This window comes from Streptomyces sp. NPDC004732 (assembly GCF_040609235.1).
Classification (GTDB): Bacteria; Actinomycetota; Actinomycetes; order Streptomycetales; family Streptomycetaceae; genus Streptomyces.
Genome location: NZ_JBEXJR010000003.1, coordinates 44,297 through 70,619, shown reverse-complemented (window position 1 = coordinate 70,619; position 26,323 = coordinate 44,297). Strand labels below are relative to the sequence as shown.

23 protein-coding genes are annotated in these 26,323 nt (G+C 72.4%); 10 read left to right on the top strand and 13 right to left on the bottom strand.

The window, feature by feature from the left end:
• Both ABZV77_RS09420 and ABZV77_RS09415 read right to left on the bottom strand, forming a co-directional pair.
• Positions 1-1,719 (bottom strand): DUF885 domain-containing protein, encoded by a 1,719-nt coding sequence (locus tag ABZV77_RS09420; protein ID WP_356252625.1) that lies wholly within the window; start codon positions 1,717-1,719, stop codon positions 1-3.
• Between the two features lie 32 nt (positions 1,720-1,751).
• Positions 1,752-2,267 (bottom strand): Lrp/AsnC family transcriptional regulator, encoded by a 516-nt coding sequence (locus ABZV77_RS09415; protein WP_356252622.1) that lies wholly within the window; start codon positions 2,265-2,267, stop codon positions 1,752-1,754.
• Positions 2,268-2,327: 60 nt separating this feature from the next.
• On the opposite strand from ABZV77_RS09415, the gene ABZV77_RS09410 reads away from it, so the two are divergent.
• The gene (locus ABZV77_RS09410) at positions 2,328-3,614 is read left to right on the top strand and encodes a PLP-dependent transferase (RefSeq protein ID WP_356252619.1); all 1,287 of its coding nucleotides are present in this window, start codon (positions 2,328-2,330) and stop codon (positions 3,612-3,614) included.
• On the opposite strand, the gene ABZV77_RS09405 is transcribed toward ABZV77_RS09410, so the two are convergent.
• A complete protein-coding gene (locus tag ABZV77_RS09405; RefSeq protein ID WP_356252616.1) occupies positions 3,538-5,010 on the bottom strand; it encodes a GNAT family N-acetyltransferase in 1,473 nt (490 codons plus the stop codon). The genes ABZV77_RS09410 and ABZV77_RS09405 overlap by 77 nt on opposite strands.
• A gap of 137 nt (positions 5,011-5,147) precedes the next feature.
• The gene (locus ABZV77_RS09400) at positions 5,148-6,728 is read right to left on the bottom strand and encodes an alkaline phosphatase D family protein (protein WP_356252613.1); all 1,581 of its coding nucleotides are present in this window, start codon (positions 6,726-6,728) and stop codon (positions 5,148-5,150) included.
• Positions 6,729-6,913: 185 nt separating this feature from the next.
• On the opposite strand from ABZV77_RS09400, the gene ABZV77_RS09395 reads away from it, so the two are divergent.
• Positions 6,914-7,324, top strand: a complete 411-nt coding sequence (locus tag ABZV77_RS09395; protein ID WP_356252610.1) for a VOC family protein — start codon at positions 6,914-6,916, stop codon at positions 7,322-7,324.
• A gap of 21 nt (positions 7,325-7,345) precedes the next feature.
• Here the strand turns inward: ABZV77_RS09395 and ABZV77_RS09390 are convergent, their stop codons facing one another.
• Complete coding sequence (locus ABZV77_RS09390; protein WP_356252607.1) at positions 7,346-8,176, bottom strand: alpha/beta hydrolase; 831 nt, start codon at positions 8,174-8,176, stop codon at positions 7,346-7,348.
• A gap of 217 nt (positions 8,177-8,393) precedes the next feature.
• Between ABZV77_RS09390 and ABZV77_RS09385 the strand changes: the two genes are divergently transcribed.
• Together ABZV77_RS09385 and ABZV77_RS09380 are read left to right on the top strand one after the other, a co-directional pair.
• A complete protein-coding gene (locus ABZV77_RS09385; RefSeq protein ID WP_356252604.1) occupies positions 8,394-9,284 on the top strand; it encodes an RNA polymerase sigma-70 factor in 891 nt (296 codons plus the stop codon).
• Between the two features lie 306 nt (positions 9,285-9,590).
• Positions 9,591-10,352: a GntR family transcriptional regulator gene (locus ABZV77_RS09380; protein ID WP_356252601.1), complete on the top strand. Its 762-nt coding sequence runs from the start codon at positions 9,591-9,593 to the stop codon at positions 10,350-10,352.
• A gap of 22 nt (positions 10,353-10,374) precedes the next feature.
• Here ABZV77_RS09380 and ABZV77_RS09375 read toward each other — a convergent pair whose 3' ends face one another.
• The 3 genes from ABZV77_RS09375 to ABZV77_RS09365 all read right to left on the bottom strand — a co-directional run bounded on the left by ABZV77_RS09375 (position 10,375) and on the right by ABZV77_RS09365 (position 13,524).
• Positions 10,375-11,532 carry an ROK family transcriptional regulator gene (locus ABZV77_RS09375; RefSeq protein WP_356252598.1) on the bottom strand — a complete coding sequence of 386 codons (1,158 nt, stop codon included), beginning with the start codon at positions 11,530-11,532 and terminating at the stop codon, positions 10,375-10,377.
• 97 nt (positions 11,533-11,629) lie between these two features.
• Positions 11,630-12,292 (bottom strand): response regulator transcription factor, encoded by a 663-nt coding sequence (locus ABZV77_RS09370; protein ID WP_356252595.1) that lies wholly within the window; start codon positions 12,290-12,292, stop codon positions 11,630-11,632.
• Between the two features lie 14 nt (positions 12,293-12,306).
• Positions 12,307-13,524, bottom strand: coding sequence for a histidine kinase (locus ABZV77_RS09365; protein WP_356252592.1), 1,218 nt, complete (start codon positions 13,522-13,524; stop codon positions 12,307-12,309).
• Between the two features lie 109 nt (positions 13,525-13,633).
• On the opposite strand from ABZV77_RS09365, the gene ABZV77_RS09360 reads away from it, so the two are divergent.
• Genes ABZV77_RS09360 through ABZV77_RS09350 form a run of 3 tightly spaced genes read left to right on the top strand, consistent with a single transcriptional unit; the run spans position 13,634 to position 15,835 of the window.
• Entirely contained in the window at positions 13,634-14,575 is a 942-nt protein-coding gene (locus tag ABZV77_RS09360; RefSeq protein ID WP_356252589.1) for an ATP-binding cassette domain-containing protein, read from the top strand.
• A gap of 2 nt (positions 14,576-14,577) precedes the next feature.
• Positions 14,578-15,324, top strand: coding sequence for an ABC transporter permease (locus ABZV77_RS09355; RefSeq protein WP_356252586.1), 747 nt, complete (start codon positions 14,578-14,580; stop codon positions 15,322-15,324).
• Between the two features lie 55 nt (positions 15,325-15,379).
• Positions 15,380-15,835 (top strand): hypothetical protein, encoded by a 456-nt coding sequence (locus ABZV77_RS09350; RefSeq protein ID WP_356252583.1) that lies wholly within the window; start codon positions 15,380-15,382, stop codon positions 15,833-15,835.
• Positions 15,836-15,856: 21 nt separating this feature from the next.
• Here ABZV77_RS09350 and ABZV77_RS09345 read toward each other — a convergent pair whose 3' ends face one another.
• The 5 genes from ABZV77_RS09345 to ABZV77_RS09325 all read right to left on the bottom strand — a co-directional run bounded on the left by ABZV77_RS09345 (position 15,857) and on the right by ABZV77_RS09325 (position 22,994).
• On the bottom strand, positions 15,857-16,942 hold the full coding sequence (locus ABZV77_RS09345; protein WP_356252580.1) for an enoyl-CoA hydratase/isomerase family protein: 1,086 nt from the start codon (positions 16,940-16,942) through the stop codon (positions 15,857-15,859).
• A gap of 32 nt (positions 16,943-16,974) precedes the next feature.
• A complete protein-coding gene (meaB, locus tag ABZV77_RS09340; RefSeq protein ID WP_356252577.1) occupies positions 16,975-17,967 on the bottom strand; it encodes a methylmalonyl Co-A mutase-associated GTPase MeaB in 993 nt (330 codons plus the stop codon).
• 19 nt (positions 17,968-17,986) lie between these two features.
• Positions 17,987-20,188 (bottom strand): methylmalonyl-CoA mutase, encoded by a 2,202-nt coding sequence (gene scpA / locus ABZV77_RS09335; RefSeq protein WP_356252574.1) that lies wholly within the window; start codon positions 20,186-20,188, stop codon positions 17,987-17,989.
• The gene (locus tag ABZV77_RS09330; protein ID WP_356252571.1) at positions 20,188-22,038 is read right to left on the bottom strand and encodes a methylmalonyl-CoA mutase subunit beta; all 1,851 of its coding nucleotides are present in this window, start codon (positions 22,036-22,038) and stop codon (positions 20,188-20,190) included. The genes scpA and ABZV77_RS09330 overlap by 1 nt, the downstream gene beginning before the upstream one ends.
• 167 nt (positions 22,039-22,205) lie before the next feature.
• Positions 22,206-22,994 (bottom strand): GNAT family N-acetyltransferase, encoded by a 789-nt coding sequence (locus ABZV77_RS09325; RefSeq protein WP_356252568.1) that lies wholly within the window; start codon positions 22,992-22,994, stop codon positions 22,206-22,208.
• Positions 22,995-23,337: 343 nt separating this feature from the next.
• Between ABZV77_RS09325 and ABZV77_RS09320 the strand changes: the two genes are divergently transcribed.
• From ABZV77_RS09320 to ABZV77_RS09310, 3 genes are all read left to right on the top strand, one after another.
• Positions 23,338-23,742, top strand: a complete 405-nt coding sequence (locus tag ABZV77_RS09320) for an SAV_915 family protein (protein ID WP_356252565.1) — start codon at positions 23,338-23,340, stop codon at positions 23,740-23,742.
• 31 nt (positions 23,743-23,773) lie between these two features.
• Complete coding sequence (gene lysA, locus ABZV77_RS09315) at positions 23,774-25,198, top strand: diaminopimelate decarboxylase (protein ID WP_356252562.1); 1,425 nt, start codon at positions 23,774-23,776, stop codon at positions 25,196-25,198.
• 237 nt (positions 25,199-25,435) lie between these two features.
• Positions 25,436-26,272, top strand: coding sequence for a SigB/SigF/SigG family RNA polymerase sigma factor (locus ABZV77_RS09310; protein WP_356252559.1), 837 nt, complete (start codon positions 25,436-25,438; stop codon positions 26,270-26,272).
• Positions 26,273-26,323 lie beyond the last annotated feature (51 nt).

Here is a 26,323-nt window from a genome sequence, read left to right as displayed (position 1 = left end):
TCAGAGCGCGGACAACTCCTCCACCAGGTCGTCCAGGCCCAGGGGCCCCTGCGACAGCGCGGCCATGTGCCACGCCTTCGCGTCGAACGCGGCACCGTGCCGGCGCCGCGCGTTCTCCCGGCCGAGCAGCCAGGCACGCTCACCGAGCTTGTAGCCGATCGCCTGGCCCGGAATGGTGAGGTAGCGGGTCATCTCGCTCGTCACGTAGTCCGTGGGGCGGCTGCAGTGCGCGTCGTAGAACTCCTGGGCGAGGTCCGGCGTCCAGCGCTCACCGGGGCGGAAGGGGGAGTCCGCGGGGATCTCCAGTTCCAGGTGCATCCCGATGTCGACGATGACCCGCAGCGCGCGCATCATCTGCGCGTCGAGATAGCCGAGCCTGCGCTCCGGGTCGGTGAGGAAACCGAGCTCGTCCATCAGCCGCTCCGCGTACAGCGCCCAGCCCTCGGCGTTGGCGCTGACGATGCCGACGGTCGCCTGGTAGCGGGAGAGGTCCTCCGCCACGTGCGCCCACTGGGCGAGCTGGAGGTGATGGCCCGGCACGCCCTCGTGGTACCAGGTCGAGACGAGGTCGTAGACCGGGAAGCGGGTCTCGCCCATCGTCGGCAGCCAGGTGCGGCCGGGCCGCGAGAAGTCCTCGGACGGGCCCGTGTAGTAGGGGGCCGCCGCGCCGCCGGGCGGAGCGATGTGCGACTCCACCTTCCGCACCCGCTCGGCGAGTTCGAAGTGGGTGCCGTCCAGGGCGTCGATCGCCTCGTCCATCAGCTCCTGCAGCCAGACCCGGACCTCGTCCACGCCCTCGATGTGCGCACCGTGCTCGTCCAGGTGGGCGAGTGCCACCCACGGCGTGGCCGCGCCGGGCAGGATCTTCTCGGCCTCGGTCTTCATCTCGGCGAGCAGCCGGTGGAACTCCGACCAGCCGTACGCGTACGCCTCGTCGAGGTCCAGGTCCGTGCCGTTGCACTCGCGGGACAGGCGGGCGTAGCGCTCGCGGCCCACGATGTCGGGGGCGCCCTCGATCGCGGGTGCGTAGACGTCCCGCATCCAGTCGCGCAGCGCCACGACCGACGCGGTGGCCGCGCGGGCCGCGGTGTCGAGATCGGCGCGCAGCGCGTCCGGCCCCGCGGACGCGAAGTCCTCGAACCAGCCGCGCCCGCTCGGGGCGTCGCCGCTTTCCCCCGCCCACTCGGTGAGCTGTCCGATGAAGGTGTCGGTGGGGCGCGGCGGCCCGAACAGCTTCCGCTCCAGGCCCAGTTCGAGCGAGGCCCGGTACCCCTCGAGCGCGGTCGGTACGGCGCGCAGCCGCTCGGCGATCGCGGCCCAGTCGTCCTCCGTCTCCATGGGGGACAGGTTGAAGATCTCCCGCACCTGATGCGGCATCGTGTGCAGATTGCCGACCGATCGCAGCCCTTCGTCGGCCTCGTGCACGGCCAGCTGCGCGGTCAGCCGCTCCCGCAGCAGCCGCCCGCAGCGGCGCTCGGACTCGCTGTCCGCGCCGGGCCTGCGCTCCGCCTCGTCCAGCCGGGCCAATGTCGTGCGCGCCAGCCGGGCGATGGCCTCCTGGCCCTCGGGGGAGGTGTCGGGGAGCTTGCTGCTGCTCTCCGCGATGCCGAGGTAGGTGCCCGTGATGGGGTCGAGGGCGATGAGCTCGTCGACGTAGGCGTCGGCGACGGCGCGGGGCAGGGGGCCGGTGTTCGGATGCGGGTTCTCGGTGACTGACATGCGGACATCCTCGTACGCGGGACCGCTGCGCGTCACCATGATTCACTCGGTGGATCCTGCGCCGGGTCGGATGCGGCGTCGGGCGGCAGCAGCGGGCCGCACGCCCACTGCTGGAAGATCAACCGGGTCTCGACGCGCGCCACTTCGCGCCGTGCGGTGAACTCGTCGAGGACGAGCCGCTGCAGGTCCGCGGGCCCGGCCACCGCCACGTGCACGAGGAAGTCCTCGGGGCCCGTGAGGTGGAAGAGGGACAACGACTCGGGCAGGGCCCTGACGCGCTCCACGAAGGGGCCGACGAGATCCCTGCGGTGCGGTCGGACCTGTACGGAGAGGAGCGCTTCGACCCCGCGGCCGAGCTTCGCCGGGTCCAGGCGCAGCTCGTGTCCGAGAATCACCCCGGAACGCCGCAGCCGGGTCACACGGTCGAGACACGTGGAGGGCGCGACCCCGACGTGCGCCGCCAGGTCCCGATAAGTGGTCCGGGCATCGTTCTGCAGCACGCGCAATATGTGGAGGTCCACCGGGTCCAGTGCGACAGAATCGGCCATCGGCCGAACGTAGCACGGGGTGCGGGCCCATGGCCCCGGGTGTTGTTCAGCCTGTGCGGCATGGAAGCGAACACCGGGAAAGCACCGCACACACCCTCCGTCGGCAGCACCCCACCCTCGCGCGCCCTGGCCACCGAAGCGGTGCACGCAGGGCGGGACGATCTGGCCGAAATGGGCCTGCACGCCCCGCCGATCGACCTCTCCACGACCTACCCCTCCCGCGACAGCAGGGCCGAGGCCGCCCGCATCGACGCCTTCGCCGCCGAAGGGGTCGTCGACGACGGGCCGCCGGTCTACGCCCGGCTCGGCAATCCGACCGTCGCCCGCTTCGAGACCGCCCTCGCCCGGCTCGAAGGCACCGAGAGCGCGGTCGCCTTCGCCAGCGGCATGGCGGCGCTGACCGCGGTGCTTCTCGTACGGGGATCAGCGCGCCTGCGCCATGTCGTGGCCGTCCGGCCGCTGTACGGCTGCAGCGACCACCTGCTCACCGCGGGGCTCGTCGGCACGGAGGTGACCTGGGTCGACCCGGAGGGCATCGCCGACGCCATCCGCCCCGACACCGGCCTGGTGATGGTCGAGTCGCCCGCCAACCCCACCCTCGCCGAACTGGACCTGGCCGAGGTCGCCCGCGCCTGCGGCACGGTGCCGCTGCTCGCCGACAACACCTTCGCGACGCCCGTCCTGCAGCGGCCCGCCGAGAGTGGCGCCCGTCTGGTGCTGCACAGCGCCACCAAGTACCTGGGCGGGCACGGCGACGTCCTCGGCGGAGTCGTCGCGTGCGACGAGGAGCTCGCGCGCGGCCTGCGCCAGGTCCGGTTCGCCACCGGCGGGGTGCTGCATCCGCTCGCCGGATATCTGCTGCTGCGCGGCCTTGCGACGCTCCCGGTCCGGGTGCGCGCGGCTTCGGCGAACGCGGCGGAACTGGCCCGCCGCCTCGCCGCCGACCCGCGCGTGGACCGCGTCCACTATCCACGGATGGGCGGCGCCATGGTCGCCTTCGAGGTGCACGGCGACCCGCACGGGGTGATCGCCGGTGTACGGCTGATCACCCCGGCGGTCAGCCTCGGCAGCGTCGACTCGCTCATCCAGCACCCGGCGTCCATCAGCCACCGGGTGGTGGATGCGCAGGACCGGCGCTCGGCCGGTGTGAGCGACCGGCTGCTGCGCATGTCGTGCGGTCTCGAGGACGTCGAGGACCTGTGGCACGACCTGGACCGGGCGCTGGGTCCCGTGCCGGTCGCCGTCCCTGCTCCGGCGGCAGTCGGGACCGTCAGCGCTCCGCCTGCCGAGGATGTCCGAGGCGCTCTGCAGGGCGCTGCGCGTGGTCGTACGGCAGCCGCGAACTGACCGGCGTGACGTCCAGGCGGGCCGTGATCACCAGCGTGCCCTCCTCGATCTGGTAGTCGAGCGGCAGGCCGAGCCCACGCATCGCGGCCACCATGCCGGTGTTGGACGCCTGCGTCACCGCGTACACGCTCTCGCAGCCCGCCTCGACCGCCATCGTCACCAGGCGGCTGAGCAGCTGGCTGCCGATGCCGCGGCGCTGCCACTCGTCCTCGACCAGCAGCGCGACCTCGGTCTCGTCGCCGTCCCAGAGGAGGTGGCCGATGCCGACGATCCGTCCGGACGCGGTGTGCACCGCGAGCGTGCGACCGAACCGGGGGCTGAGGAGGTGGTTGAGGTAGCGGTCGGCGTCGTGCACCGGGCCGTGGTAACGCTTGTCCAGCGTGCGGGGCGAGCAGCGCTCGTGCATGGCCTTGGCGGCCTCGATGTCGGCCGTGTCGGCGCGCCGCACCGTGATGGAGTTGCCCTCGGGGAGCGTCAGGACGTCCTGGCTGCGCGGAATGCGCGGGCCGAGCCGCGTGTCGAGCTCCACGAGGGCCCGCGCACGGGCGAACTCCGTGGGGGTGAACGGCAGATAGGGGCGCTCCACGGTGATGACCTCACCGTCGGGGCCCTTCAGTCGCAGCACCGTGCCTTCGAGCACGCCGTCCACCGGGGTCGCCTCCGACGGTGCGGCCTCGTCCCCGCGGGTTCCCGTGCGCGAGGTGGCGGGCAGCGAGCGGATGGTGCAGCGGCCCAAGAGGTGCCGCAGGGCCAGGGGGAGTTCGGCCGCGTCGAGCGCGGTGCGGGTGGCCAGGCCGAGGATCCGGGTCGGGGCGTCCACCAGGTCGTGGGCGTCGGCGCGCTCGATCCAGGTGCCCGCGCCGCCCGCCTGCGCGATCGACCGGCTGATGGCGGCGCCGGAGAGCTCCGCGGGCGCCCGCAGCAGGAACTCGTCGACGGTGCCCTCGGCCAGCGGGTGCGCCTGGAGGCTGAGGATGTCGATCCGGTGCTCGGCGAGCGTCACGCACAGCGCGGCCAGGGATCCCGGCTCGTCCCGGACGGTCGTGCGCATCCGCCAGAGGGTGGTCTCGCCGGGGAGTGCCGAGGACGCCCCGGCCGTGGGGGAGGTCGTGGTCGGCCCGGCCTGCTCCGCGTCCGCGGGCGGCCGGGCGACGGTATCGTGCGCGGGCGGAGGGGCGTGGTCGTGCCTCCTGGCCCACCAGATGTGGAAGCCTGCCGTGGCGAGCAGCACCACGGCAGACACCACCAGCAGGGCGGGCCCGTCGGGGCCGTGCCCCACCATGTTCGCGACGGCGTCGGCCACCGCGACGGCGGTGAACAGGGCCGCCAGTTCGACCACGTCGCGCCGCCAGTGATGAACGGGGCGTCCGTGCTTGGTCCGTGTCACGTCAGACATGTCAGCTCGCATACGTTCACTGTGCTTGACCGGTGTTTCGTGATCACGAACGTCCTGTGACTGATGGGTAAAGAGGTCATCTGCCCCTTTGGCGGCAATTTCGCAGGCGCCGCCCGCGACGGGTCACCGGCAGCTGCTCACTGCCCCACCCGGCCCGGCTGCAGAACCTGGGAGAACAGCACCCCGCCGCCCTCCTGCCGCAGCCGCACCGTCAACTCACCGCTGCCGCCGTCGATGTCGACCTCCCCGAAGTACTGCGGAGTCTCTGCCGGAGAGGTGTTCGCCCGGCTCGGGGCCTTGATGAACTTCTGCTCGGGGCCGAACGTCGCGTCGAGCTTCGCCGCGGGGAAGCCGCCCGCGGCCAGCGGCCCGGACACGAACTCCCAGAACGGCGCGAAGTCCTTGAACGCCGCACGCGACGGGTCGTAGTGCTGCGCGGAGGTGTAGTGCACGTCGGCGGTCAGCCATACCGTGCCCGTGATCCTGCGGTGCTTGATGTGCCGCAGCAGCTCGGCGATCTGCAGCTCACGGCCCAGCGGCGCGCCGGGATCGCCCTGCGCCACGGCCTCGAAGTTCTCCCTGCCGTCGGCCACGACAAGGCCGAGCGGCATGTCGGAGGCGATCACCTTCCACACGGCCCGCGAGCGGGACAGCTCGCGCTTGAGCCAGGCCAGCTGCCGGGCGCCGAGGATGCCGGTGGCGTCGTCGGGCTGTCTGCCGGGGGAGTTGGCGTTGCGGTAGGTGCGCATGTCGAGGACGAACACGTCCAGGAGCGGGCCGTGCCGCAGCACCCGGTACACCCGGCCGTCCTCGTCGCCCGGCGGCAGGGTCGAGACGGGGAAGTACTCGCTGAACGCCCGCAGCGAGCGCTCCGCGAGGACGTCCACGTTCTTCTCCGTGTACCGTGCGTCCGCCAGGATCTGCCCCGGATACCAGTTGTTGTGCACCTCGTGGTCGTCCCACTGGACGATCGAAGGCACCTGGGCGTTGAACCGCCGCAGGTTCTCGTCGAGCAGGTTGTAGCGGAACGCGCCGCGGAACTCCGCGAGGGACTCGGCGACCTTGGACTTCTCCTCCGTCGTGACGTTCCGCCACACGCTGCCGTCGGGCAGCGTGACGCTGGGCAGGATGGGTCCGTCGGCGTAGATGTTGTCACCGCTGCACAGGAAGAAGTCCGGGTCCCTGCGGCGCATCTCCTCGAAGATGCGGTAGCCGCCGCGGTCCGGGTTGATGCCCCAGCCCTGGCCCGCGATGTCCCCCGACCACAGGAAGCGGACGTCCTGCTTGCGGCCCTTCGGCGCGGTGCGGAACGTGCCGGGGACCGGCTTCCCCGTACGACGCGGGTCGTCCGGGTCGGCGAGCAGTACCCGGTAGTGGATCTGCTCTCCCGCGGGCAGTCCGCGCAGCCGCGTCGTCCCCGTGAAGTCCGTGTCCGGGCCGAGCAGCGGGCCGCGCCACCGCTGGGGGTTGCGGAACGACTCGGTGGCGGACGTCTCCACGATCATCCGGGCGGGCCGGTCCGACCGGACCCACACGAGCCCCGAGTGCGCCGTCACGTCTCCGGCCTGTACGCCCCACTCGGCCTTCGGACGGCCCGAGAGGGCGAGCGAAGGAGCGGCCCCGGCCAGTGCGGGCACGGCGAGCGCCGCCGGTACGGCGAGCGATCCGCGCAGCACGCTGCGGCGACGGGGGGACGGACTCGGCTGACGTTGCGACATGAATGCGCCTCCAGTTGACGGGTGCGACCAGTGTGCGGGTGCCCGGGCGGTACCGCGCCACAGCGCCCACGCGAAGCACAAGTGAACAACTCACCACAGGCGTGGGGGAACCGCCGCGCGGTCACTGTCTAGGCTCTTGCCCCGCAGGCGGGCCGACCGGCGCGCCGCACCAGAGGGGGAGTCCCGTGCCGTTCAGCGGTCAGAGCCACATCCGCATCGCCCGCCCGTCCCGCGACCTCGCGGCAGCCGAGCGGTTCTGGGTCGAAGGACTCGGCCTCGGCGTCCTGTACCGGGCCGAGGGCGGCGGCGCCCCCGGCGAGCACGATCTCCTGATGGTGGGCCGTCCGGACGCCTCGTGGCACCTGGAGCTCGTCCACGAGGCGTCCGCGCCCGTCCTGCCGCGCCCCACCGAGGAGGACCTGCTCGTCATCTACCTCGACGGAGAGGTTCCCGAAGAGCTGGTGGCACGGCTGGAGGGGCACGGCGGCAAGCGCGTCCAGTCGCCGAACCCGTACTGGAACGAGTGGGGTGTCACCGTCGAGGACCCCGACGGCTACCGCCTGGTGCTCTCCACGCGCGCGTGGACCAACGGCTGAGCCGCCCGCGCCGGGCGCCGGTCAGCGGCAGGTGTCGAGGATGACGCGGGCCACGAGAGCGGGGTCGTCGTTCATCGGCACATGGCCGCAGCCCGGGAGCCGGACCAGCCGTGCGCCGGGGATGGTGTGCTTCGCGCGTATCCCCTGGCGGCGCAGGAGCAGCCGGTCCCGCGTGCCCCAGGCGACGGTGACCGGCACGCCCGTCACGTCGTCCTGGAAGAGGACGTCGCGCCCGGCCGCCAGCGTCGCGTCGAACCCCGTGGCGTCGCGCAGCGCGAGCGTCTCGGCGACGACGGCCTCCGGGGAACGGCGCCAGGGGCGGGCGTAGATGGTGCTCGTGAGCGCCGTGCGTCCGGCCGCGCTGGTGGACAGCCGCTCGATCGCGGGCCGCGGCAGCAGCCGTGCGCCCTGCCGCATCGCGAGGAGCGTGGCGAACGCGTACCGGCGCTCCGCGGGCGTCCAGAAGCCGCCGGGGGAGAGCGCGGTGACGGAGTGGACCAGCTTCTCGCGGCCCAGTTCGAGGGCGAGCAGCCCGCCCAGGGAGTTGCCTGCCACGTGCGGACGCTCGATCCCCAGCGTCTCGCACAGCGCGCCGAGCGCCGGGACGACCGACGGCAGGCCGTACTCCATCGCGTCGGGCAGCGCGGGCGAACGGCCGAAGCCCGGCAGGTCCACCGCGATCACGTCGTGCTCGGCGGCCAGGATCTCAAGCACCGGGTCCCAGGCCTGGCGGTGGTGGCCGATGCCGTGGAGCAGCAGCAAGGGCTCTCCGGCGCCCGCCCGTTCGTAGGAGATCGTCACGGTGTGCGGGCCACCGGGCGACGCGACACTGAAGGAGACCTCTGCGGCCATGACTGCTCCTGTCCCCGCCGCCGGGCGACGGCTCCTCAACACGCTGGGCACGCGCTACGTTAGACACGCTGTCAGCAACAATTACCGCTCAGTAGCTCCCAGTTCAAGAGGGCGGTCGGCGGCGCTTCGCGAGGCCGGTCTCCACAGGCGGCGAGTGTGCCGCGTGCCGCAGCCAAAGTGCCTGGACAGGCGCTGTTCCGTGGGCTGGGATAGAAGCGTGGCCACCAACAGCATGACCGACGTCTTCGAAGAGCACCGACCAGTCCTGATGGGCGTCGCCTACCGCATGCTCGGCCGGGTGGCCGACGCGGAGGACGTCGTCCAGGAGGCCTGGCTGCGCTGGTCGACGTCCGACCACGACCAAGTGCGCGAACCCCGCGCCTTCTTGGTGCGCGTCACCACCCGCCTCGCCATCGACCGCCTGCGCCACCTGCAGTCCCGGCGCGAGGCGTACGTGGGTCCCTGGCTCCCGGAGCCCTACGCCACCGAACTGGAGTCGTCCGTCCCGGACACCGCGGAGCGGGCCGTGCTCGCCGATTCGGTGTCCCTGGCGGTCCTCGTGGTCCTGGAGTCCCTCTCGCCGCTGGAACGCGCCGTGTTCGTGCTGCGCGAGGCCTTCGGGTTCCCCTTCGCCGAGATCGCGGTCACGCTCGACCGCACCGAGGCCTCCGTGCGCCAGCTCGCCGGGCGGGCCCGCAAGCACGTCGACGAGGGCAGGCCCCGCTACAAGGTCGACCCCGCGGAGCGCCGCGACCTGACCGAACGCTTCCTCGCCGCGGCGACCGAGGGCGACCTGGACGGGCTGATGTCCCTCCTCGCGCCGGACGTCCGGCTGGTCGGCGACAGCGGCGGCAAGTCGAAGGCGCCGCTGCGCACCCTGCACTCCGCCGACAAGGTGGGCCGCTTCCTGCACAGCACCGCGGGCAAGGTGGCGAGGGCCGCGCGCGAGCTGGACGTCCGCTTCATCGAGGCGAACGGCGCGGAGTGCCTCTTCATCCTGGTCGACGGCAGGGCCGACTCCGTATTCCAGTTGGACGTCGCCGACGGCCTCATCCAGGACGTCTACATCGTCCGCAATCCGGACAAGCTCACGTCGCTCGTTCCGTAGGGTCCCGGCCCCGCGCCGCCATCGGCGGTGCGTCGTCGCACTTCAGAGCCCCCGTCCCGGTTGGCGGGGGCTCAGTCGTGCGATCTTTGCCAGCCGTTCATGTGTGCCTGGCCGATTACGCCTGCTTGGCCCCGCGCGAACTCCGGATGAATGCTCTGTGGCATCGTCCCTGTGCAGGCTGTAACGGATCGAGGATTGGTCTTGACCAAGGGTGGGTGCAGGCCTATGGTCGCAGGGATAGTGCAGGAACCTTTAATAAACAAGGGCGCTAAAACGCCGCCGGTCACGGCGATTGCGGAGGACAGGGTGGGGACCACTCAGCTCGAAACGGTGCCGGAGCCGAAGTACTGGCATCTGAAGACCGTGCTCAGTGAGGCGCTCGACTCCGAATTTGCCGTGGGCGAGATCCTGCCGAACGAGCGCGATCTGGCGGCCCGCTTCGGTGTCGCCCGCGCCACTCTCCGGCAGGCCCTCGAACAGCTCGAACTCGAAGGCAGGTTGCAGCGCCGCCGCGGAGTGGGCACCACGGTGGCCCCGCCGCGGATGGGCGTGGCCGTCGGATCCGCGCAGGGCGCCTGGCCGGGCGCGGTCGGCGACGCCTGGCAGCCCGCGGACTGCGCTCCGGCGGTCCCGCCGGCCGACGTGGCCCGGATGCTGGAGACCGCCGCGGACGAGCAGGTGCACATGGTGCGCCGCACCCGCGTGTCGAACGGCCAGCCCGTGGCCGCGGAGCTGCTCTTCGTGCCCACGGCGTCCGTCGCCGAACTGACCGGCATGGACGCGCCGTCCGGCGCGGCACGCGCGCGTGTCGTCCTGCGCGAGCTCGCCAGGCTCGGCCTCGAAGGGCAGGACCGGGCCGTGGAGCTCGGCTCGGCCCGCGCGGACGACGCCAGGGCCCTCGACCGGCTCCCCGGAGCACCGGTGCTCGTCGTGACGACCCGCTTCTTCGCCGGGGGCCGCACGGCCGCGGTGTCCGTGGCCACCTACCGCGCGGACACCTGCCGCCTCACGTTCGGGGACTCCGGCGGGGTGGAGATCCACCACGACTCGGAGCGCCGCGCCTCCTGACTTCGCCCGGCCGAAGGGACCGTCACCGACGCGCGGTGACGGTCCCTTCGACGGCGAACAGCTGCTCCTCGACATGGTCGAGCGCAAGCCGCAGCGCTCCGGTCGACACGGACGCCTCGCCCAGCATCGACAGCGCGACCCGCGGCGGCCGCAGGCAGTAGCGCGCCAGCTCCCGGTGCAGGGGCTCAAGGACGCCGTCCAGACCCGCCGCCCAGCCGCCCACGACGACCAGCTCCGGATCGAGGGCGAGTACCAGAGCGGCCACGTCGTGCACGAGCCGCTGGATGAACCGCTCCACCGCGGCCTGCGCCCGCTCGTCACCCTCGCGCGCATGCGCGAAGACCTCGGCGACGGCCTGCTCGTCCAGGGGATGCAGTGGCTCGCCCGTGGTGGAGAGCAGCGTCTCCGGAGTGACCTCCCTGCCCAGCAGGTGCAGCGCGCCGATCTCGCCCGCGGCGCCGCCGTAGCCCCGGTGGAGCCGCCCGCCGATCAGCGACCCCGCCCCCGGGCTCAGCCCGGCGAGGACGAACACCACGTCATCCGTGTCGGCTGCCGCGCCCTGCCAGTGCTCGGCGACAGCCGCGGCGTTGGCGTCGTTCTCCACCAGGACCGGGCACTTGAACGACCTGCGCAGCCGCTCGCCGAGCTGAAGCCCCGTCCACTCGGGCAGCGCCGTGCTCAGCCGCACCGTGCCGTCCGCGTCCAGGATGCCCGGGCTGCCCACCCCGACGGCACGCAGCGAACTGCGGGCGATCCCGGCGCGCCGCAGCAGATCGGCGACCACGGTACGCAGACGTTCGAGCCTGTCGTCCGCGGAGGCCTCCGCCGAGACACCCTTCGAGGCCGCCCCGAGCACCTTGCCGTCCAGGTCCGAGAGCACGGCGGCCACCCGGTGCGGACCGATCTCCAGGCCCAGCAGATGACCCGCCTCCGCCCGGAAACGGAACTTCCGCGCAGGGCGGCCCTGGCGCCGTGCGCCGCCGTCCTCGGCCGGTGACTCCACCACGAGTCCGGCCTCGATGAGCCCCTCCACGACCCCCTCGACGGTGGGCCGGGAGAGCCCGGTCACGCGGGTGATCTCCGTGAGCGTCGCCAAGTCCGCGGCACGCAGCGCGTGCAGCACCACCGCGGAGTTGATACGCCGCAACAGAGAGGGGTCCCCGCCACTCAGCTGTCCCAACGTCCGTCCTCCCAGCTCGTGCGCATGATGGCCGGATCGTACTCGCAGGACGGTACGGCGGCGAGTGCCGGGCCCGCCTGCGACGCACACAGGGGCGTCATCCCGGCGAGACGAAACCGGATTCGTACGCGGCGATGACCGCCTGCGTCCGGTCCCGGGCCCCCAGCTTCGCGAGGACGGCACTGACATGAGACTTGACCGTCTCGGTGCCCACGATCAGCCGGGCGGCGATCTCCGCGTTGGACAGACCGCGTGCCATCAGCCGCAGCACGTCCGCCTCGCGCTCGGTCAGGGCCGCCTTCGCGAGCGTGTCCCTGGCCTGCGGATTGCCCCGCTCCGCGCCGTACTCGCCCGCCAGCTGCCGGACCGCCGCAGGGAAGAGCAGCGACTCGCCCTCGGCGACCAGCCGCACGGCGTGCACGATCTCCGCGGGCCTGGCCCGCTTCAGCAGGAACCCGTCGGCGCCCGCGCGCAGCGCCTCGTACACGTACTCGTCGTTCTCGAAGGTCGTCACCACCAGGATCTTCGGCGGATCCTGCACCGTGCGCAGCACCGCGCGGGTGGCCTCGATGCCGTCGAGCAGCGGCATGCGGACGTCCATCGCGACCACGTCGGGGCGCAGCTCGCGGACGAGGGGGATCACCGCCGCGCCGTCCGCCGCCTCACCCACCACCCGGATGTCGGGCTGCGCCTCCAGGACGGCACGCAGGCCCGCGCGTACGAGGGGTTCGTCGTCGACGAGGAGCACTGTCACAGGCATCGGATCAGCCTAGATCACCGCAGGGGCAGTTCGACGTGCACCTGCCATTCGCCGTCGTGGGGTCCTGTGGTGGCCCGCCCGCCGAGCAGTGTCGCCCGCTCCCGGATGCCGCGCAGGCCGCTGCCGCCGCGTCCCGTGGCACTGGTCGCGCCCGGCAGCGCGTTGCGCACGTTCATCACCAGACGGGCGTCGTCCACGCTGATGCGCAGGCGCACCGGCACGGGGCCGGAGTGGCGCAGGACGTTGGTCAGCGCCTCCTGGAGCATGCGGTAGCCCTCCCGGGAGACCGGGCCGGGCAGCCGCTCCACGGGCCCCGACACCTCCACGTCCACCTTCGCGCCCGACGCACGCGCCGACTGGAGCAGCCGGTCGGCGTCGGTGAGGGTGGGCCGTCCGCTCACGGGCTGCTCGTCCTCGCGCAGCACGCGCAGGACCCGCTCCAGGTCCTCCAGGGCGGCCCGCCCGGTCTCCTCGACCGCCTCCAGGGCCCGTGCGGTGAACTCCGGGTCCGAGGCGGCCCTTGCGGCGCCCGCCTGGACGACGGCGACGGTCAGGGCGTGGCCTATGGAGTCGTGCAGTTCGCGTGCGATGCGGTTGCGTTCCAGGAGCTGTTCGGTGCGCTCCTCCATGACGGCGAGGCGTTCGGCGGGGGAGGGGCCGAGCAGGCGTCGGGCCACCACGGCCATCAGATGGCCCGCCGCCAGCAGTACGCCGAGCTCCGCCAGGACGAGCAGCAGGCTCAGCGGCGGCTTGATCCAGGCCGCCTCGGGCGGGTCGAGCAGCAGGCCGTCCGCATCCGGGGGCTGGTCGTTCGCGCCCGTCACGGCGAAGACCATCCCGATGAGCTGGCCCGTCACATGAACCAGGGCGATGCCCAGCTCCAGGCGGAACACCAGCCAGACGGCGGTCCGTAGCCGGTCGCGCCAGGAGGCGGACGGGGCCACGGAGATGCCGGTCTCCTCCATCTCACCGCCCGGCACGCGCGCGTGCTGACCGGGAAACAGCATCATCCTGGCCTGCAGCCCCTCGGCCCTGCGCATGACGGGCACCATGGCAGCGATCACCAGCAGGGGAACGGGGGTGACCCCGACGAGCACCCAGTCGGTGTACGAGGGCTCGGAGAGCCCCGGATAGATCGAGGCGCACACCCACGCAATGGCCGACCCCAGGAAAATGTGCAGCCAGCGCGTGTAGGTGACCGCGCGGGTCAGGGGTCTCAGGAAGCCGGGCATTGCGCCATCGTGCCAGGTCACCCGCACCGCACGACTCCCCCGTGAGGGGGAGACGATCTCCCCGGGCGGGGGAAGACCCGGCAGGCCGCCAACGGCCAGGCTGATGCCCATGACCAGCATCGACGTCAAAGACCTGACCAAGGAGTACGGCACGACCCGCGCCGTGGAAGCCCTCACGTTCAGCGTCCGCCCCGGCCGGGTCACCGGATTCCTCGGCCCCAACGGCGCCGGCAAGTCGACCACCATGCGACTCGTCCTGGGCCTGGACCGCCCCACCTCGGGCACGGCCACGGTGGGCGGCCGCCCCTACACCGAACTCGCCGAACCGCTGCGCCACGTCGGGGCGCTCCTCGACGCCCAGGCGGCCCACGGCTCGCGCACCGCACGCAACCATCTCCTCGCCCTCGCGGTCAGCAACCGCATCCCCGCGCGGCGGGTGGACGAGGTCCTGGACGAGTCGGGTCTCGCCTCCGTGGCGGGGCGCAGGATCAAGACGTTCTCGCTGGGCATGCGGCAACGCCTCGGCATCGCCGCCGCGCTCCTGGGCGATCCCGAGGTCGTGATGCTGGACGAGCCCTCCAACGGTCTGGACCCCGAAGGCATCATCTGGATCCGCGAGTTGCTGCGGCGCCTGGCCGAGGAGGGCCGCACGGTGCTCGTCTCCAGCCACCTCATGAACGAGACCGCGACCTTCGCCGACCACCTCGTGGTCCTCGGCCGCGGCAGGCTGCTCGCGGACGACCCCATGACCGCGTTCATCGCGTCGCACAGCCAGGCGCGGGTCCGCGTGCGCACGACGGACCCGGACCGCCTCCGCGAACTGCTGTCCGGCCGGGGGTACGCCCTCGGGGAGCCGGTCGACGGCCGCTGGACGGTCGACGGGGCGAAGGCGGAGGAGATCGGCGCGATCGCCTCGGGCGCCGGGGTCCAGTTGCTCGAACTCGCCGACGAACAGACCTCCCTGGAACAGGCATATCTCGCCCTGACGGCCGACGAGGCCGAGTTCCGGGCACCCACCGGCACCGCGTCCCGCACCCGTCAGGAGGCCTGATCATGGCGAACTCCGCCGTACTGCCCGTCACCCACGCAGAGTGGATCAAGATCAAGTCGCTGCGGTCGAGCCTGGTCTCGCTCGTCATCGTCTTCGTGGCGACCCTCGCCATCACCGCACTGGCCTTCGCGACCGTCGGCCAGGCCGAGGCGGACAACGCCGACGCGGAACCTCTCTTCGACGCCTTCTACGCCATCAACTTCGGCCAGATCGCGGCGATCAGCTTCGGGACGACCGCCGTCTCCTCCGAGTACACGAGCGGTGCCCTGCGGATCTCGCTCGCGGCCGTGCCGCGCAGGGGGCTCTTCTACGGCTCCAAGATGCTGGTCATCGGCGGCCTCGCCCTGCTCGCCGGACTCGTCACCAGCTTCGCCACCTTCCTGACCAGCCAGGCCTTCATGGGGGACCATGCGATCGGGCTCGGCCACCCGGGCGCCGTGCGGGCCTGCGTCGGCGGCGGCATCTACCTGGCACTGATGGCGCTCCTCGCGGCGGGCCTGACGGCGGTGCTGCGCAGCGGAGTCGCCGTGCTCAGCATCCTCATCCCCTTCACGCTCATCGTCTCGTTCGTGGTCGGCGACGTGGCGGACGGTGCCGCCGGATTCCTGCCGGACAAGGCGGGGCAGCAGGTGCTGCACGAGAACCCGACCGGGAGCGTCGGCCCCTTGTCCGGGCTCGCCGTGAGCGCGGCGTGGACGGCCGTCGTGTTGCTCGCCGGCTGGTGGGCGGTGCGCCGCCGCGACGCGTGACGCACGACGCGTGACGCGTGACGCGTTGTCAGTGGCGCCCGCTTTACTGGACGTCATGAGCAGCGCACAGCATCTCGCCGCGATCGACCTGCTGCGCTCCCGGGACTTTCCCGCGGAGCACGGCAGGTCCGAGCGTGGCTCCGAGGGGCCCGGGTTCCACATCGCGGAGTTACTGACGAGTGAGGCGTTCTGGGAGGACGACGGCACGCGGTGGCAGCTCATCGAGGAGGAGTACGACGCGGAGCGCGACGCCCTGACCGTGCTCCTCGCCGACCGCTGGGGACCACCGCAGAAGTTCAGCCTGGCGAGCCTCTTCGAGCGCACCGTGGCGGTGGACTTCGGCGACGCGGACGAGGAGATACCGGAGCCGTGGGCCCAGTTGAGCTCCTGCGTGCCGGACCTCCACCTGTGGCGGGTGGACGGACGATGGATAGCCCTCGGCGTCGCCCAGTGGGACAAGGAACAGCCGTTCCAACTGCTCGCCGTGGTCACGGAGACGGACCCGCCCTGAGGCGACGACGAGTGCAGTCCGTCAGATGAGGCCGAGCGGTACCGCGCCCGTCGGCTCGAAGAAGCGGGCCACGTCCGCCTCCGTCACTCCGGAGAGCTCCGAGGGCGACCAGCGCGGCCTGCGGTCCTTGTCGACGACCTGGGCCCGGATGCCCTCCGGCAGGTCGGGCGAGCGCAGGGCGGCACAGGACACGCGGTATTCCTGTTCGAGGACCGCTTCCAGAGTGGGCAGCGCACGCGCCCGGCGCAGCGCGGCCAGCGTGACCTTCAGGGACGTCGGGGACTTCGCGAGGATCGTCTCGGCCGCCTCCTTCGCGTGCCGGTCGCCACTGGCGTGCAGCCGGTCCACGATCTCCTCGACGGAATCCGCGTCGTAGCAGTGGTCGATCCACTCGCGGTGGGCCGCCAGCTCACCGGCCGGTGCCGCGTCCGCGAACTCCCGCACCACATCCATCACGTCCGCGTCGGCGAGCGCCCCGGTGAACTCCGCCAGCCGCTCCGACGGAACGTAGTGGTCCGCAAGACCGCACAGCAGCGCGTCACCCGCGCCCACCGGCGTCCCCGTCAGCGCGAGATGCGTGCCGAGCTCACCGGGCGTCCGCGTCAACAGATACGTGCCGCCCACATCGGGGACGAAGCCGATGCCGGTCTCCGGCATCGCCACCTTGGACCGCTCGGTGACCACCCGCACCCCGCCGTGCGCCGAGACGCCGACACCGCCGCCCATCACGATGCCGTCCATGACGGCCACGTACGGCTTCGGGAAGCGGGCGATGCGCGCATTCAGGAGGTACTCGTCGTGCCAGAACGCGGCCGACGCCGCCACGCCGCCCGCGCGGACGTCGTCGTGGATGGAGCGGATGTCGCCGCCCGCGCACAGCCCGCGCTCCCCGGCGCCGGTGAGCACCACCGTCGCCACCGACCCGTCCCGCTCCCAGGCGTCCAGGGCGTCCGCCATGATCCGGACCATGGGGTGGTTCAGGGCGTTGATGGCCCGGGGCCGGTTCAGGACGATGTGCCCGGCGCGGCCTTCCTGACGGAGCAGGACGGGGGAGTCGGCGACAGTGTCGGCGGGAGCGTCGGCGGGGGCGTCGGGCGTGGCGTTCATGGTGCGGGTGGCTCCGTTCACGTGGGGCGTGGTCAGGGGCGGTCGCCCTGGAAGGCGTCGAGGATCTGCTCGGCGGCGGACGTGGCCGTCAGGGTGCCTTCCCGGACGCGCTGTTCGAGGCCGGGGGAGAGCCGCTGCACCTCCGCGTGGCCGCGCAGCCTGCCCAGGAGTTCGTCCCGCACCATCGACCAGGTCCAGTCGACCTGCTGGTCACGGCGCTTGGCGGCGAGGCGCCCCGCCGAGTCCAGGAGCGCGCGGTGCTGCTCGATCCGCTCCCAGAGGGTGTCGAGGCCGCTCGACTCGCGGGCGCTGCAGGTCAGCACGGGCGGGGTCCATGCGGCGTCCGCCGGATGCATGAGGCGCAGGGCGCCCGCCAGTTCCCGGGCTGCCGAGCGCGCGTCCCGTTCGTGGGGTCCGTCCGCCTTGTTCACTGCGATGACGTCGGCGAGTTCCAGTACGCCCTTCTTGATGCCCTGCAGCTGGTCACCGGTGCGGGCGAGGGTCAGCAGCAGGAACGTGTCGACCATGTTCGCGACTGCCGTCTCCGACTGCCCGACGCCCACGGTCTCCACGAGCACCACGTCGTACCCCGCTGCCTCCATGACCACGATCGACTCGCGCGTCGCCTTGGCGACCCCGCCGAGCGTCCCGGCGGAGGGAGACGGCCGTACGAAAGCGGCGGAATCCAGCGAGAGCCGCTCCATCCTGGTCTTGTCGCCCAGGATGGAGCCGCCCGTGCGCGTCGAGGACGGGTCGACCGCGAGCACCGCGACCCGGTGCCCCAGCGAGGTCAGCATCGTGCCGAGCGCGTCGATGAACGTGGACTTGCCCACGCCCGGCACCCCGCTGATGCCGACCCGCCGGGCCCGCCCGCTGTGCGGGAGGAGCTCGGTCAGCAACTGCTGTGCCAGCGCCCGGTGCTGCGGACGGGTCGACTCGACGAGGGTGATGGCCCGCGCGACGTACGCGCGCTTCCCGTCGAGGACGCCCTTCACATACGTATCGATGTCGATCTTCACAGCCATGGGGTCGCCACTCACCGGCTCACAGTTCGTGGCCGAGATCGGCCGCCAGACGCTGCACCAGGTCGAACGCCGCGTCGGGGATCACCGTGCCGGGCGGGAACACCGCCGTGGCGCCCGCGTCGTGCAGGGCCTCGATGTCCTGCGGCGGGATGACACCGCCCACGACGATCATGATGTCGTCCCGGCCCTCGGCGGCGAGCTCCTCGCGCAGCGCGGGCACGAGCGTGAGGTGACCGGCGGCCAGCGAGGAGACACCCACGATGTGCACGTCCGCCTCGACGGCCTGGCGCGCGACCTCCGCCGGGGTCTGGAACAGCGGGCCGACGTCGACGTCGAAGCCCAGGTCGGCGAAGGCGGTGGCGATGACCTTCTGGCCGCGGTCGTGGCCGTCCTGGCCCATCTTCGCGACCAGGATGCGCGGCCTGCGCCCCTCGGCCTCGCCGAAGGAGTCCACGAGCGTGCGGGTGCGCTCGACGGACGGGGACTGGCCTGCTTCGGTGCGGTACACACCGGAGATCGTACGGATCTGGCCCGCGTGCCGCCCGTACACGCTCTCCAGTGCGTCGGAGATCTCACCGACCGTGGCCTTCGCACGGGCCGCGTCGACCGCGAGCGCGAGCAGGTTGCCCTCTAGGCCCTGGCCGGGGCCGCGCTCGGCGGCCGCGGTGAGCGCGCGCAGCGCGTCCTGACAGGCCGCCTCGTCGCGCTCCTCGCGCAGCCGCTTCAGCTTGGCGATCTGCTGGGCGCGCACCGAGGAGTTGTCGACCTTGAGGACGTCGATCTGCTCGTCGCTGTCCACCCGGTACTTGTTGACGCCGATGACGGGCTGGCGGCCCGAGTCGATGCGGGCCTGCGTACGGGCCGCGGCCTCCTCGACGCGCAGCTTCGGGATACCGGCGTCGATGGCCTGCGCCATGCCGCCCGCCGCCTCGACCTCCTCGATGTGCTGCCAGGCGCGTCGGGCCAGGTCGTACGTGAGCTTCTCGACGTACGCGCTGCCGCCCCACGGATCGATGGTCCGGGTCGTCCCCGACTCCTGCTGGATCAGGAGCTGGGTGTTGCGGGCGATGCGCGCGGAGAAGTCGGTCGGCAGGGCGAGCGCCTCGTCCAGGGCGTTCGTGTGCAGGGACTGCGTGTGGCCCTGCGTCGCCGCCATCGCCTCGACACACGTGCGCGTGACGTTGTTGAACACGTCCTGCGCGGTCAGCGACCAGCCCGACGTCTGCGAATGGGTGCGCAGCGAAAGGGACTTGGCGTTCTTCGGGTCGAACTGCTTGACGAGCTTCGCCCAGAGCAGGCGCGCCGCGCGGAGCTTGGCGACCTCCATGAAGAAGTTCATGCCGATCGCCCAGAAGAAGGAGAGCCGCGGCGCGAACGCGTCCACGTCCAGGCCCGCCTCCTGGCCCGCGCGCAGGTACTCCACGCCGTCGGCGAGGGTGTACGCGAGCTCCAGGTCGGCCGTCGCACCAGCTTCCTGGATGTGATAGCCCGAGATGGAGATCGAGTTGTAGCGCGGCATCTTCTGCGAGGTGTACGCGAAGATGTCGGAGATGATCCGCATCGAGGGCTTCGGCGGATAGATGTAGGTGTTGCGGACCATGAACTCCTTGAGGATGTCGTTCTGGATGGTCCCGGCCAACTTCTCGGGCGGTACGCCCTGTTCCTCCGCCGCCACGATGTACAGCGCGAGGACCGGAAGGACCGCGCCGTTCATCGTCATCGACACCGTCATCTTGTCCAGCGGAATGCCGTCGAACAGCTGACGCATGTCGTAGATCGAGTCGATGGCGACGCCCGCCATGCCGACGTCACCTGTGACGCGCGGGTGATCGCTGTCGTAGCCGCGGTGGGTCGGCAGGTCGAAGGCGACCGACAGGCCCTTCTGCCCGGCCGCGAGGTTGCGGCGGTAGAAGGCGTTGGACTCCTCGGCGGTGGAGAATCCCGCGTACTGCCGGATCGTCCAGGGCTGGTTCACGTACATCGTCGGGTAGGGGCCGCGCAGATACGGCGCGACGCCCGGGTACGTCCCCAGGAAGTCGAGGCCCTCCGCGTCGGCCCCGGTGTACAGCGGCTTGACCGCGATGCCCTCGGGCGTCTCCCACAGCAGGTCCGCCTCGGACTTGCCCACGGACTCCTTCACGGCGGCGTGCCACTGCTCGGCCGAAGGGGCCGGGCCGTCGGCCGGGACCAGCTCGATGTCGTCGAACTCGGGGATCCGCATTACGCCACTCCCATGCGGTCGAGGGTGGAGGTGAGCACGGCGACCGCGTCGCAGCCGGCGAAGACGTACTCGTCGATGTCGGTGAACTCCCCGCGTCCCGCGAGGAACACGCGCAGTGCGCCCGCCGACTTCAGGGCCCGCGCGACCGCGTCGGCCTGCTCGGCGTAGAGCGCGTCGCTGGAGCAGACGCACGCCACCGTGGCACCGCTCGCCGCGAACGCATCGGCGGCCGACTCCGCGTCCACCGACACCGGGTCGTGCACGGCCTCGACCCCGCCCGCCATGAAGAGGTTCGAGGCGAAGGTCGCCCGCGCGGTGTGCGCGGCGGCGGGGCCGAGTGCGGCGATGAACACCTTGGGGCGGGCGCCGGTCGTGTCGAGGTGGGCGTCCGAGCGGGCGCGCAGCTCCTCGTACGCCTCGTCGCGGCGCACCCGGGGCAGGCCGCCGGTGTGTCCGGCCGGCGCGGGCTCGCGCTCGACCGTGCGCTCCGCCAGCAGCGGGAACTCGCTGACGCCCGTGATCGGTTCGCGGCGCCGGGCCAGCTTCTTCTTGCGCTCGGCCCAGGTCGCGGCGATCCGGTCGCCGACCAGACCGGAGCGCAGGGCCGCGGCCTGGCCGTCCGCGCGCTCGATCTCCTTGAAGAACTCCCAGGCGGCGTGCGCCAGTTCGTCGGTGAGCCGCTCCACGTACCAGGAGCCGCCCGCCGGGTCGATGACGCGGGCCAGGTGCGACTCCTCCAGGAGGATCGTCGACGTGTTGCGGGCGATGCGGCGCGCGAACGCGTCCGGCAGGCCGAGCTCGTGGTCGAACGGCAGCACCGTCACGGCGTTCGCGCCGCCCACGCCCGCGGCGAGACACGCCACGGTGGTCCGCAGCATGTTCACCCACGGGTCGCGGCGGGTCATCATCACCGGTGAGGTCACCGCGTGCTGGCGCTGCGCCCCGGCCGCCGGGACCCCGGACACCTCGGCCACCCGCGCCCAGAGGCGGCGCGCGGCGCGCAGCTTGGCGATGGTGAGGAACTGGTCGGCGGTGGCCGCGTACCTGAACTCCAGCTGCGCGAAGGCCTTGCCGACGCCGAGACCGGCGTCGTGGAGCGCGCGCAGGTACTCGACACCCGTGGCGAGCGAGGCGCCGAGCTCCTGCGCGGCGGAGGCGCCCGCCTCGTGGTACGGCAGGGCATCCACGGTCAGGGCGCGCAGGCCGGGATGGCGCTCGCCGCACAGCCGGGCCAGGTCGACGACGCCCTCGAACGAGGTCACCTTCTCCCCGGTGCGGGCCTTGTGCCCGAGCGGGTCGGCGCCGAGCGTGCCGCGCACCGCGTCGTCGGCGACCCCTGCGGCCGCGTACAGGCGCAGCAGCTCTCGTGCGGCGGGTTCGGTCTGGTCGCCTGCGTCGAGCGCGAGGGGCACCAGGTCGAGGTAGACGCCGTCGAGGGCCCGCTCGAGGCCGGAGACCGGCAGGCCTGCGGGGCCCGCGGTCAGCCAGAGGGAGGTGACGCCGTTCTCCAGGTCGGTGAGGACGGCTTCGTTGGTGCGCGCGGGGTCGGCGCTCGCGTACCGCTGCCGGACGTCCCAGCCACCCGGGGTGCTGCCCTCGGGAACGGACCCCCTGACGAACGGGGCGAAGCCGGGGAGACCGGCGTCGGGCGCGGCGTCGCGCGCGGTGTACAGGGGGCGGGTGATGAGCCCGTCCTCGAGGGTGGTGGACAGCGCTTCCTCTGCGGCCGTGCCCGATACGTCCTTACCCGACTTGCGCAGCACGCCTTCCACAAGGCGGTGCCACTGCTCATGGGTCGCATCAGGGAACTCGGCGGCCAGCGAAAGCCCGTCGTCAGGCAGGACCGTCATGCCCCGATGCTAGGGCGCAACCCCTGGCACGCGGTGCCATGAATGGCTGTGACCTTGCCCTCTTCCGGTCGCTCTTGATCTCGAACGAGCGGACGGCTATTGCTTGCCGCAGGCATCGAACCGGTCACCAAGTCGGGCATCGCAGCAGATATCGCGGCAGCGGTGTGTCAGGCCGGGACGTCGGTGGAGGCCCGGGGCGGGGCGAGCGCCTTTCCAGTGACGTACTGCACGTACTCCCGCTGCAGCCGGAACCCCGCCGTCCAGGCCAGCAGGCGGCTGGGACGGTTGTCCCGGCTGCAGGACCAGCTCGCGGTGCGGCCGCGTGCGGTGATGTCCGCGCACAGGGCGGTGACACAGGCGAGACCGAGGCGTTCGCGACGGCGCTCGGGTGTGGTGAGCACGGCCACGTCCTCGTACGTCTGTCCGGTGAAGTAGCCGCAGGCCACGGCGGCGACCTGGCCGCCCCGGTCCACCGCAGCCCAGCCGTGCCCGGACGCGGCGAGTCCCTCGGGCCCGCCCCAACTGTCATGGATCCACGCCGACTCCGGTGGGAGTGCGGCGAGCGCGGGCGCGTCCGAAGGCGTCAGGCGGCGCACGGTCACTCCCCGCGGAGTGCGCGGCGCGGGCACCGGCTCTCGATGCACGTACACCATGCGCTCGGCCGGTACGAGGCGGTCGAAGGCGGCGCCGAGCACCGGGAGGAAGCGGGCGGGCGCCTCGACGTGGCTGTGCGCGAAGGGAGCGAGCAGGTCCGGCGCGACACTGCCGGGATCCCCGCGCAGCAGCACGTGGCCCGCGCACGAGACCGCCACGGCCCGCGGATCCAGGGCGCGGTCGGCCCACCACCGGCCGATGCCGGTGGCGGCGACGTGCTCGGGCAGGGACGCGGGCCCGGGAGAGTCGGGAGCGAACCAGCGGGGCACGGCGGGCAGGTGGTGCGGGGGAAGTTGCATCATCAGACGCTCCTTCGGAGTGAGGCCTTCGAGTGAACCGGGTGCACCGGTCCGCGGGAACGCGGCCGGTGACCGGCTGCCTCGGCGCCGGGTTCCCGTTCTGTCCCACATCCAACTGGGCCGGGACCGTTCGCTCAAGAGCGCACCGGTGGATTCGACGTTTCCCTGACGGCCGGGCGGGCTCCGGCGCCAGCAACGCGTCAGAGGGCGGCACAGTTCCGTCAACGTCTCGTCATGGAGGGTCGGTTGACACCCGGTGCCGGGCATAACGTCACCGTATGCCGTCGGCTTCCGACCGAACCCGCGGTGTCCCATTCCTTCCCTGCTGTTCCCACCGGAGGAACCCATGGTCGAGCATCTCTGCGACGAGGACCCCGAGCCCTGCGAACCCGGCCCGGCCGGACCACTGTTCGTCCCCGTCCGGCCGGGACCCGCGGGCTGCGTCGCCCGCCTGTTCCGCACCCCCGTCGGCGGGCGCACCGCCGTCGCCTTCACGACTCCACGCCGCCTGAGTGCGGCTCTCGGCCCCCGACAGGCGTGGATCAGGCTCTCCGAACCTGCGCTGCGCTCCCTCGCCGAGCCGCTCGGCGTCAGCGAGGTCACCGTCGACCCGCGGCTCGCCGCCCACCCCGTCGCCCCGCCGCGGGCGACCACCGTCGTCCGACGGACCCCGGACCCGCAGCCGACGGGCGCCCCGCGGGCCACCGGCAGGTCCGCCCTGGTGGGCGCCCTGCCCTCGCGGAACGGCTGAGGACGAAGACGAGGCGAAGAGAGAAGCTGTCATGACCACACTGCACGTACCCCCGTTCCCGGCACCGGCCCCGGCCCCCGCCGCGCGCCCTGTCCCCGACCCGGTCCCCGCCCCCGTCACCCCGCCCGACGCCGAACTGCCCGACGCCGAACTGCCCGACGCCGAACTGTCCGTCTGGCCCACGACCACCATGGCACCGGCCCACGGCGACCTCACCGTCGGCGGTGTCCCGCTCACCGACATCGCCGAGCGCTTCGGCACCCCCGCGTACGTCATCGACGAGACCGACGTACGCACCCGCTGCCGCACCTACCGGCAGGCCTTCCCGGACGCCGAAGTCCTCTACGCCGCCAAGGCGTTCCTGTGCCGCGCCATGGCGCACTGGATGGAGGAGGAGGGACTGGGCCTCGACGTGTGCTCCGCCGGTGAACTGGAGCTCGCCGTCACCACGGGCTTCCCCGCGGAGCGCATAGTGCTGCACGGCAACGCAAAAAGCCCGCACGACCTCCAGGCCGCCCTCCGGCTCGGCGTGGGCCGGATCGTCATCGACAGCGCGTCGGAGATCGCCCGGCTCGCCGCGGCCGTACCGCCGGGCAGCCGCCAGAAGGTGATGGTGCGGGTGGTGCCCGGCATCGCAGCCGGTGGACACGCCAAGATCCGCACGGGCACCGACGACCAGAAGTTCGGCCTCTCGCTCGCGGACGGCTCCGCCCAGCACGCAGTCGCCCGCATCCTGGGCCAGCCGACGCTCGAACTGGTGGGCCTGCACTGCCACCTCGGCTCGCAGATCACCACGGAGAAGCCCTTCCTCGCCGCGGTGCGCCGCATGGTGGGGCTGATGGCCCGCATCAAGGACCAGCACGGGCTCACGCTGCCCGAGCTGGACCTCGGCGGCGGGCACGGCATCGCGTACCGGCCCGGCGAGGACGCGCTCGACATTCCCGCGCTCGCCCGCCGGGTGCGGGCCGAGCTGGTCGAGAGCTGCGCGGTGGCCGGTCTGGCGGTGCCCCACCTGATCGTGGAGCCGGGGCGGGCCATCGCGGGCCCGGCGGGAGTGGCGCTCTACCGGGTCCTCGCGGTCAAGCGCACCGTCAGGCACACCTTCGTCGCCGTCGACGGCGGCATGAGCGACAACCCGCGTCCGGCCCTCTACGGCGTGCGCTACGTGCCCCGGCTGGTCGGACGGCGCTCCACGGCCGAGCCCGCCGCGGTGACCGTCGTCGGACGGCACTGCGAGGCCGGTGACATCCTCGCCTCGGACGTCCCGCTGCCCGGCGACGTACGGCCGGGGGACCTGCTCGGTGTCCCCGCCGCCGGGGCGTACCACCTGTCGATGGCCTCCGGTTACAACCTCGTCGGCCGCCCGCCCGTGGTCGCCGTGGCCGACGGGCACGCCAGGCTGCTGGTCCGCCGGGAGTCGCTGGAGGACTTCCGGAGCAGGGACGTGGGTCTGTAGCGGCCCGCACCAGGTGAGGGGAGTGCTGCGGCGGGCCGACCGCACCGTGATGCGGGGGCGTTCCCGACTGCCTTGTGTGGACACCTGTTTGGTGCCGGATCGCAAGGGCAGGCGAATGTCGTGCTTCGGACCGGAGGCGCGTTCGCGGGAGCGGTGTGTCTGCTCCTGGTGGATGCCTGATGCCGGGGCGCCCCGTTTCTCGCGGTCCATGTCGGCGCACCGTTGAGGAGCGAACTGATGCTCACGAACCTCACTGAATACTCGCCCCGCCGCCGCACGGCGGTCCGGCACTCCCACCACGACGCACCCGACACCACCGAGGAGTTCGCCCGGCTCGCCGCCCTCGCGGACGGGCCGGAGCGGGAAGTCCTGTGTGAGGAGATCGTCGGAGCATGGCTGCCCATGGCCCACCGGCTGGCCGCCCGCTACCGCAACAAGGGCGAGAGCCTGGAAGACCTGCGGCAGGTCGCCGCGATGGGCCTGGTCAAGGCCGTCAACCGGTACGAGCCCGGCCGCGGCGCCTTCGAGAGCTATGCCGTGCCCACCATCACCGGCGAACTGCGCAGGCACTTCCGCGACCGCATGTGGGACGTACGGGTTCCCCGGCGCGTCCAGGACCTGCGCAACAAGGTCCGTGTCGCGCGCCGCGAACTCCGCGACATGCCGGGCGGCGGCCCCGAGCCCGCCACCGCCGACATCGCCGCGCACGCCGGGCTGACGGAGGACGAGGTGCGGGACGGCATGCAGGCCATGGAGGGCTACAGCGCCCTGTCGCTGGACGCCGAGATCTCGTCCGCGGACGCCGACGGGTTCAGCCTCGCCGACACCTTGGGGGCACACGACGCGGCGTACGACGTCGTCACCGACCGGGAGGCGGCCAAGCGGGGGCTGCGAAAGCTGCCCGAGCGCGAGCGGACCATCCTGTACCTGCGCTACTTCGAGGACATGACGCAGAGCCGGATCGCGCAGGAGCTCGGCATCTCCCAGATGCACGTCTCGCGCCTGATCAGCCGCAGCTGCGCCCGGGTCCGCGCCGAGGCCGACCACGGGTCACCGGCGGTCCGGGCGGCCTGACCCGGGCCCCGGCACACGAAATGGCCCGGCCCGCCCACCGAACGGTGGGCG

What these genes read in the sequence shown, in the direction of transcription:
- ABZV77_RS09420 (WP_356252625.1), bottom strand. Translation starts at nt 1,719, where the DNA reads ATGTCAGTCACCGAGAACCCGCATCCGAACACCGGCCCCCTGCCCCGC.
- ABZV77_RS09415 (WP_356252622.1), bottom strand. Translation starts at nt 2,267, where the DNA reads ATGGCCGATTCTGTCGCACTGGACCCGGTGGACCTCCACATATTGCGC.
- ABZV77_RS09410 (WP_356252619.1), top strand. Translation starts at nt 2,328, where the DNA reads ATGGAAGCGAACACCGGGAAAGCACCGCACACACCCTCCGTCGGCAGC.
- ABZV77_RS09405 (WP_356252616.1), bottom strand. Translation starts at nt 5,010, where the DNA reads ATGTCTGACGTGACACGGACCAAGCACGGACGCCCCGTTCATCACTGG.
- ABZV77_RS09400 (WP_356252613.1), bottom strand. Translation starts at nt 6,728, where the DNA reads ATGTCGCAACGTCAGCCGAGTCCGTCCCCCCGTCGCCGCAGCGTGCTG.
- ABZV77_RS09390 (WP_356252607.1), bottom strand. Translation starts at nt 8,176, where the DNA reads ATGGCCGCAGAGGTCTCCTTCAGTGTCGCGTCGCCCGGTGGCCCGCAC.
- ABZV77_RS09370 (WP_356252595.1), bottom strand. Translation starts at nt 12,292, where the DNA reads ATGCCTGTGACAGTGCTCCTCGTCGACGACGAACCCCTCGTACGCGCG.
- ABZV77_RS09365 (WP_356252592.1), bottom strand. Translation starts at nt 13,524, where the DNA reads ATGCCCGGCTTCCTGAGACCCCTGACCCGCGCGGTCACCTACACGCGC.
- ABZV77_RS09360 (WP_356252589.1), top strand. Translation starts at nt 13,634, where the DNA reads ATGACCAGCATCGACGTCAAAGACCTGACCAAGGAGTACGGCACGACC.
- ABZV77_RS09355 (WP_356252586.1), top strand. Translation starts at nt 14,578, where the DNA reads ATGGCGAACTCCGCCGTACTGCCCGTCACCCACGCAGAGTGGATCAAG.
- ABZV77_RS09350 (WP_356252583.1), top strand. Translation starts at nt 15,380, where the DNA reads ATGAGCAGCGCACAGCATCTCGCCGCGATCGACCTGCTGCGCTCCCGG.
- ABZV77_RS09345 (WP_356252580.1), bottom strand. Translation starts at nt 16,942, where the DNA reads ATGAACGCCACGCCCGACGCCCCCGCCGACGCTCCCGCCGACACTGTC.
- meaB (WP_356252577.1), bottom strand. Translation starts at nt 17,967, where the DNA reads ATGGCTGTGAAGATCGACATCGATACGTATGTGAAGGGCGTCCTCGAC.
- scpA (WP_356252574.1), bottom strand. Translation starts at nt 20,188, where the DNA reads ATGCGGATCCCCGAGTTCGACGACATCGAGCTGGTCCCGGCCGACGGC.
- ABZV77_RS09330 (WP_356252571.1), bottom strand. Translation starts at nt 22,038, where the DNA reads ATGACGGTCCTGCCTGACGACGGGCTTTCGCTGGCCGCCGAGTTCCCT.
- ABZV77_RS09325 (WP_356252568.1), bottom strand. Translation starts at nt 22,994, where the DNA reads ATGATGCAACTTCCCCCGCACCACCTGCCCGCCGTGCCCCGCTGGTTC.
- ABZV77_RS09320 (WP_356252565.1), top strand. Translation starts at nt 23,338, where the DNA reads ATGGTCGAGCATCTCTGCGACGAGGACCCCGAGCCCTGCGAACCCGGC.
- lysA (WP_356252562.1), top strand. Translation starts at nt 23,774, where the DNA reads ATGACCACACTGCACGTACCCCCGTTCCCGGCACCGGCCCCGGCCCCC.
- ABZV77_RS09310 (WP_356252559.1), top strand. Translation starts at nt 25,436, where the DNA reads ATGCTCACGAACCTCACTGAATACTCGCCCCGCCGCCGCACGGCGGTC.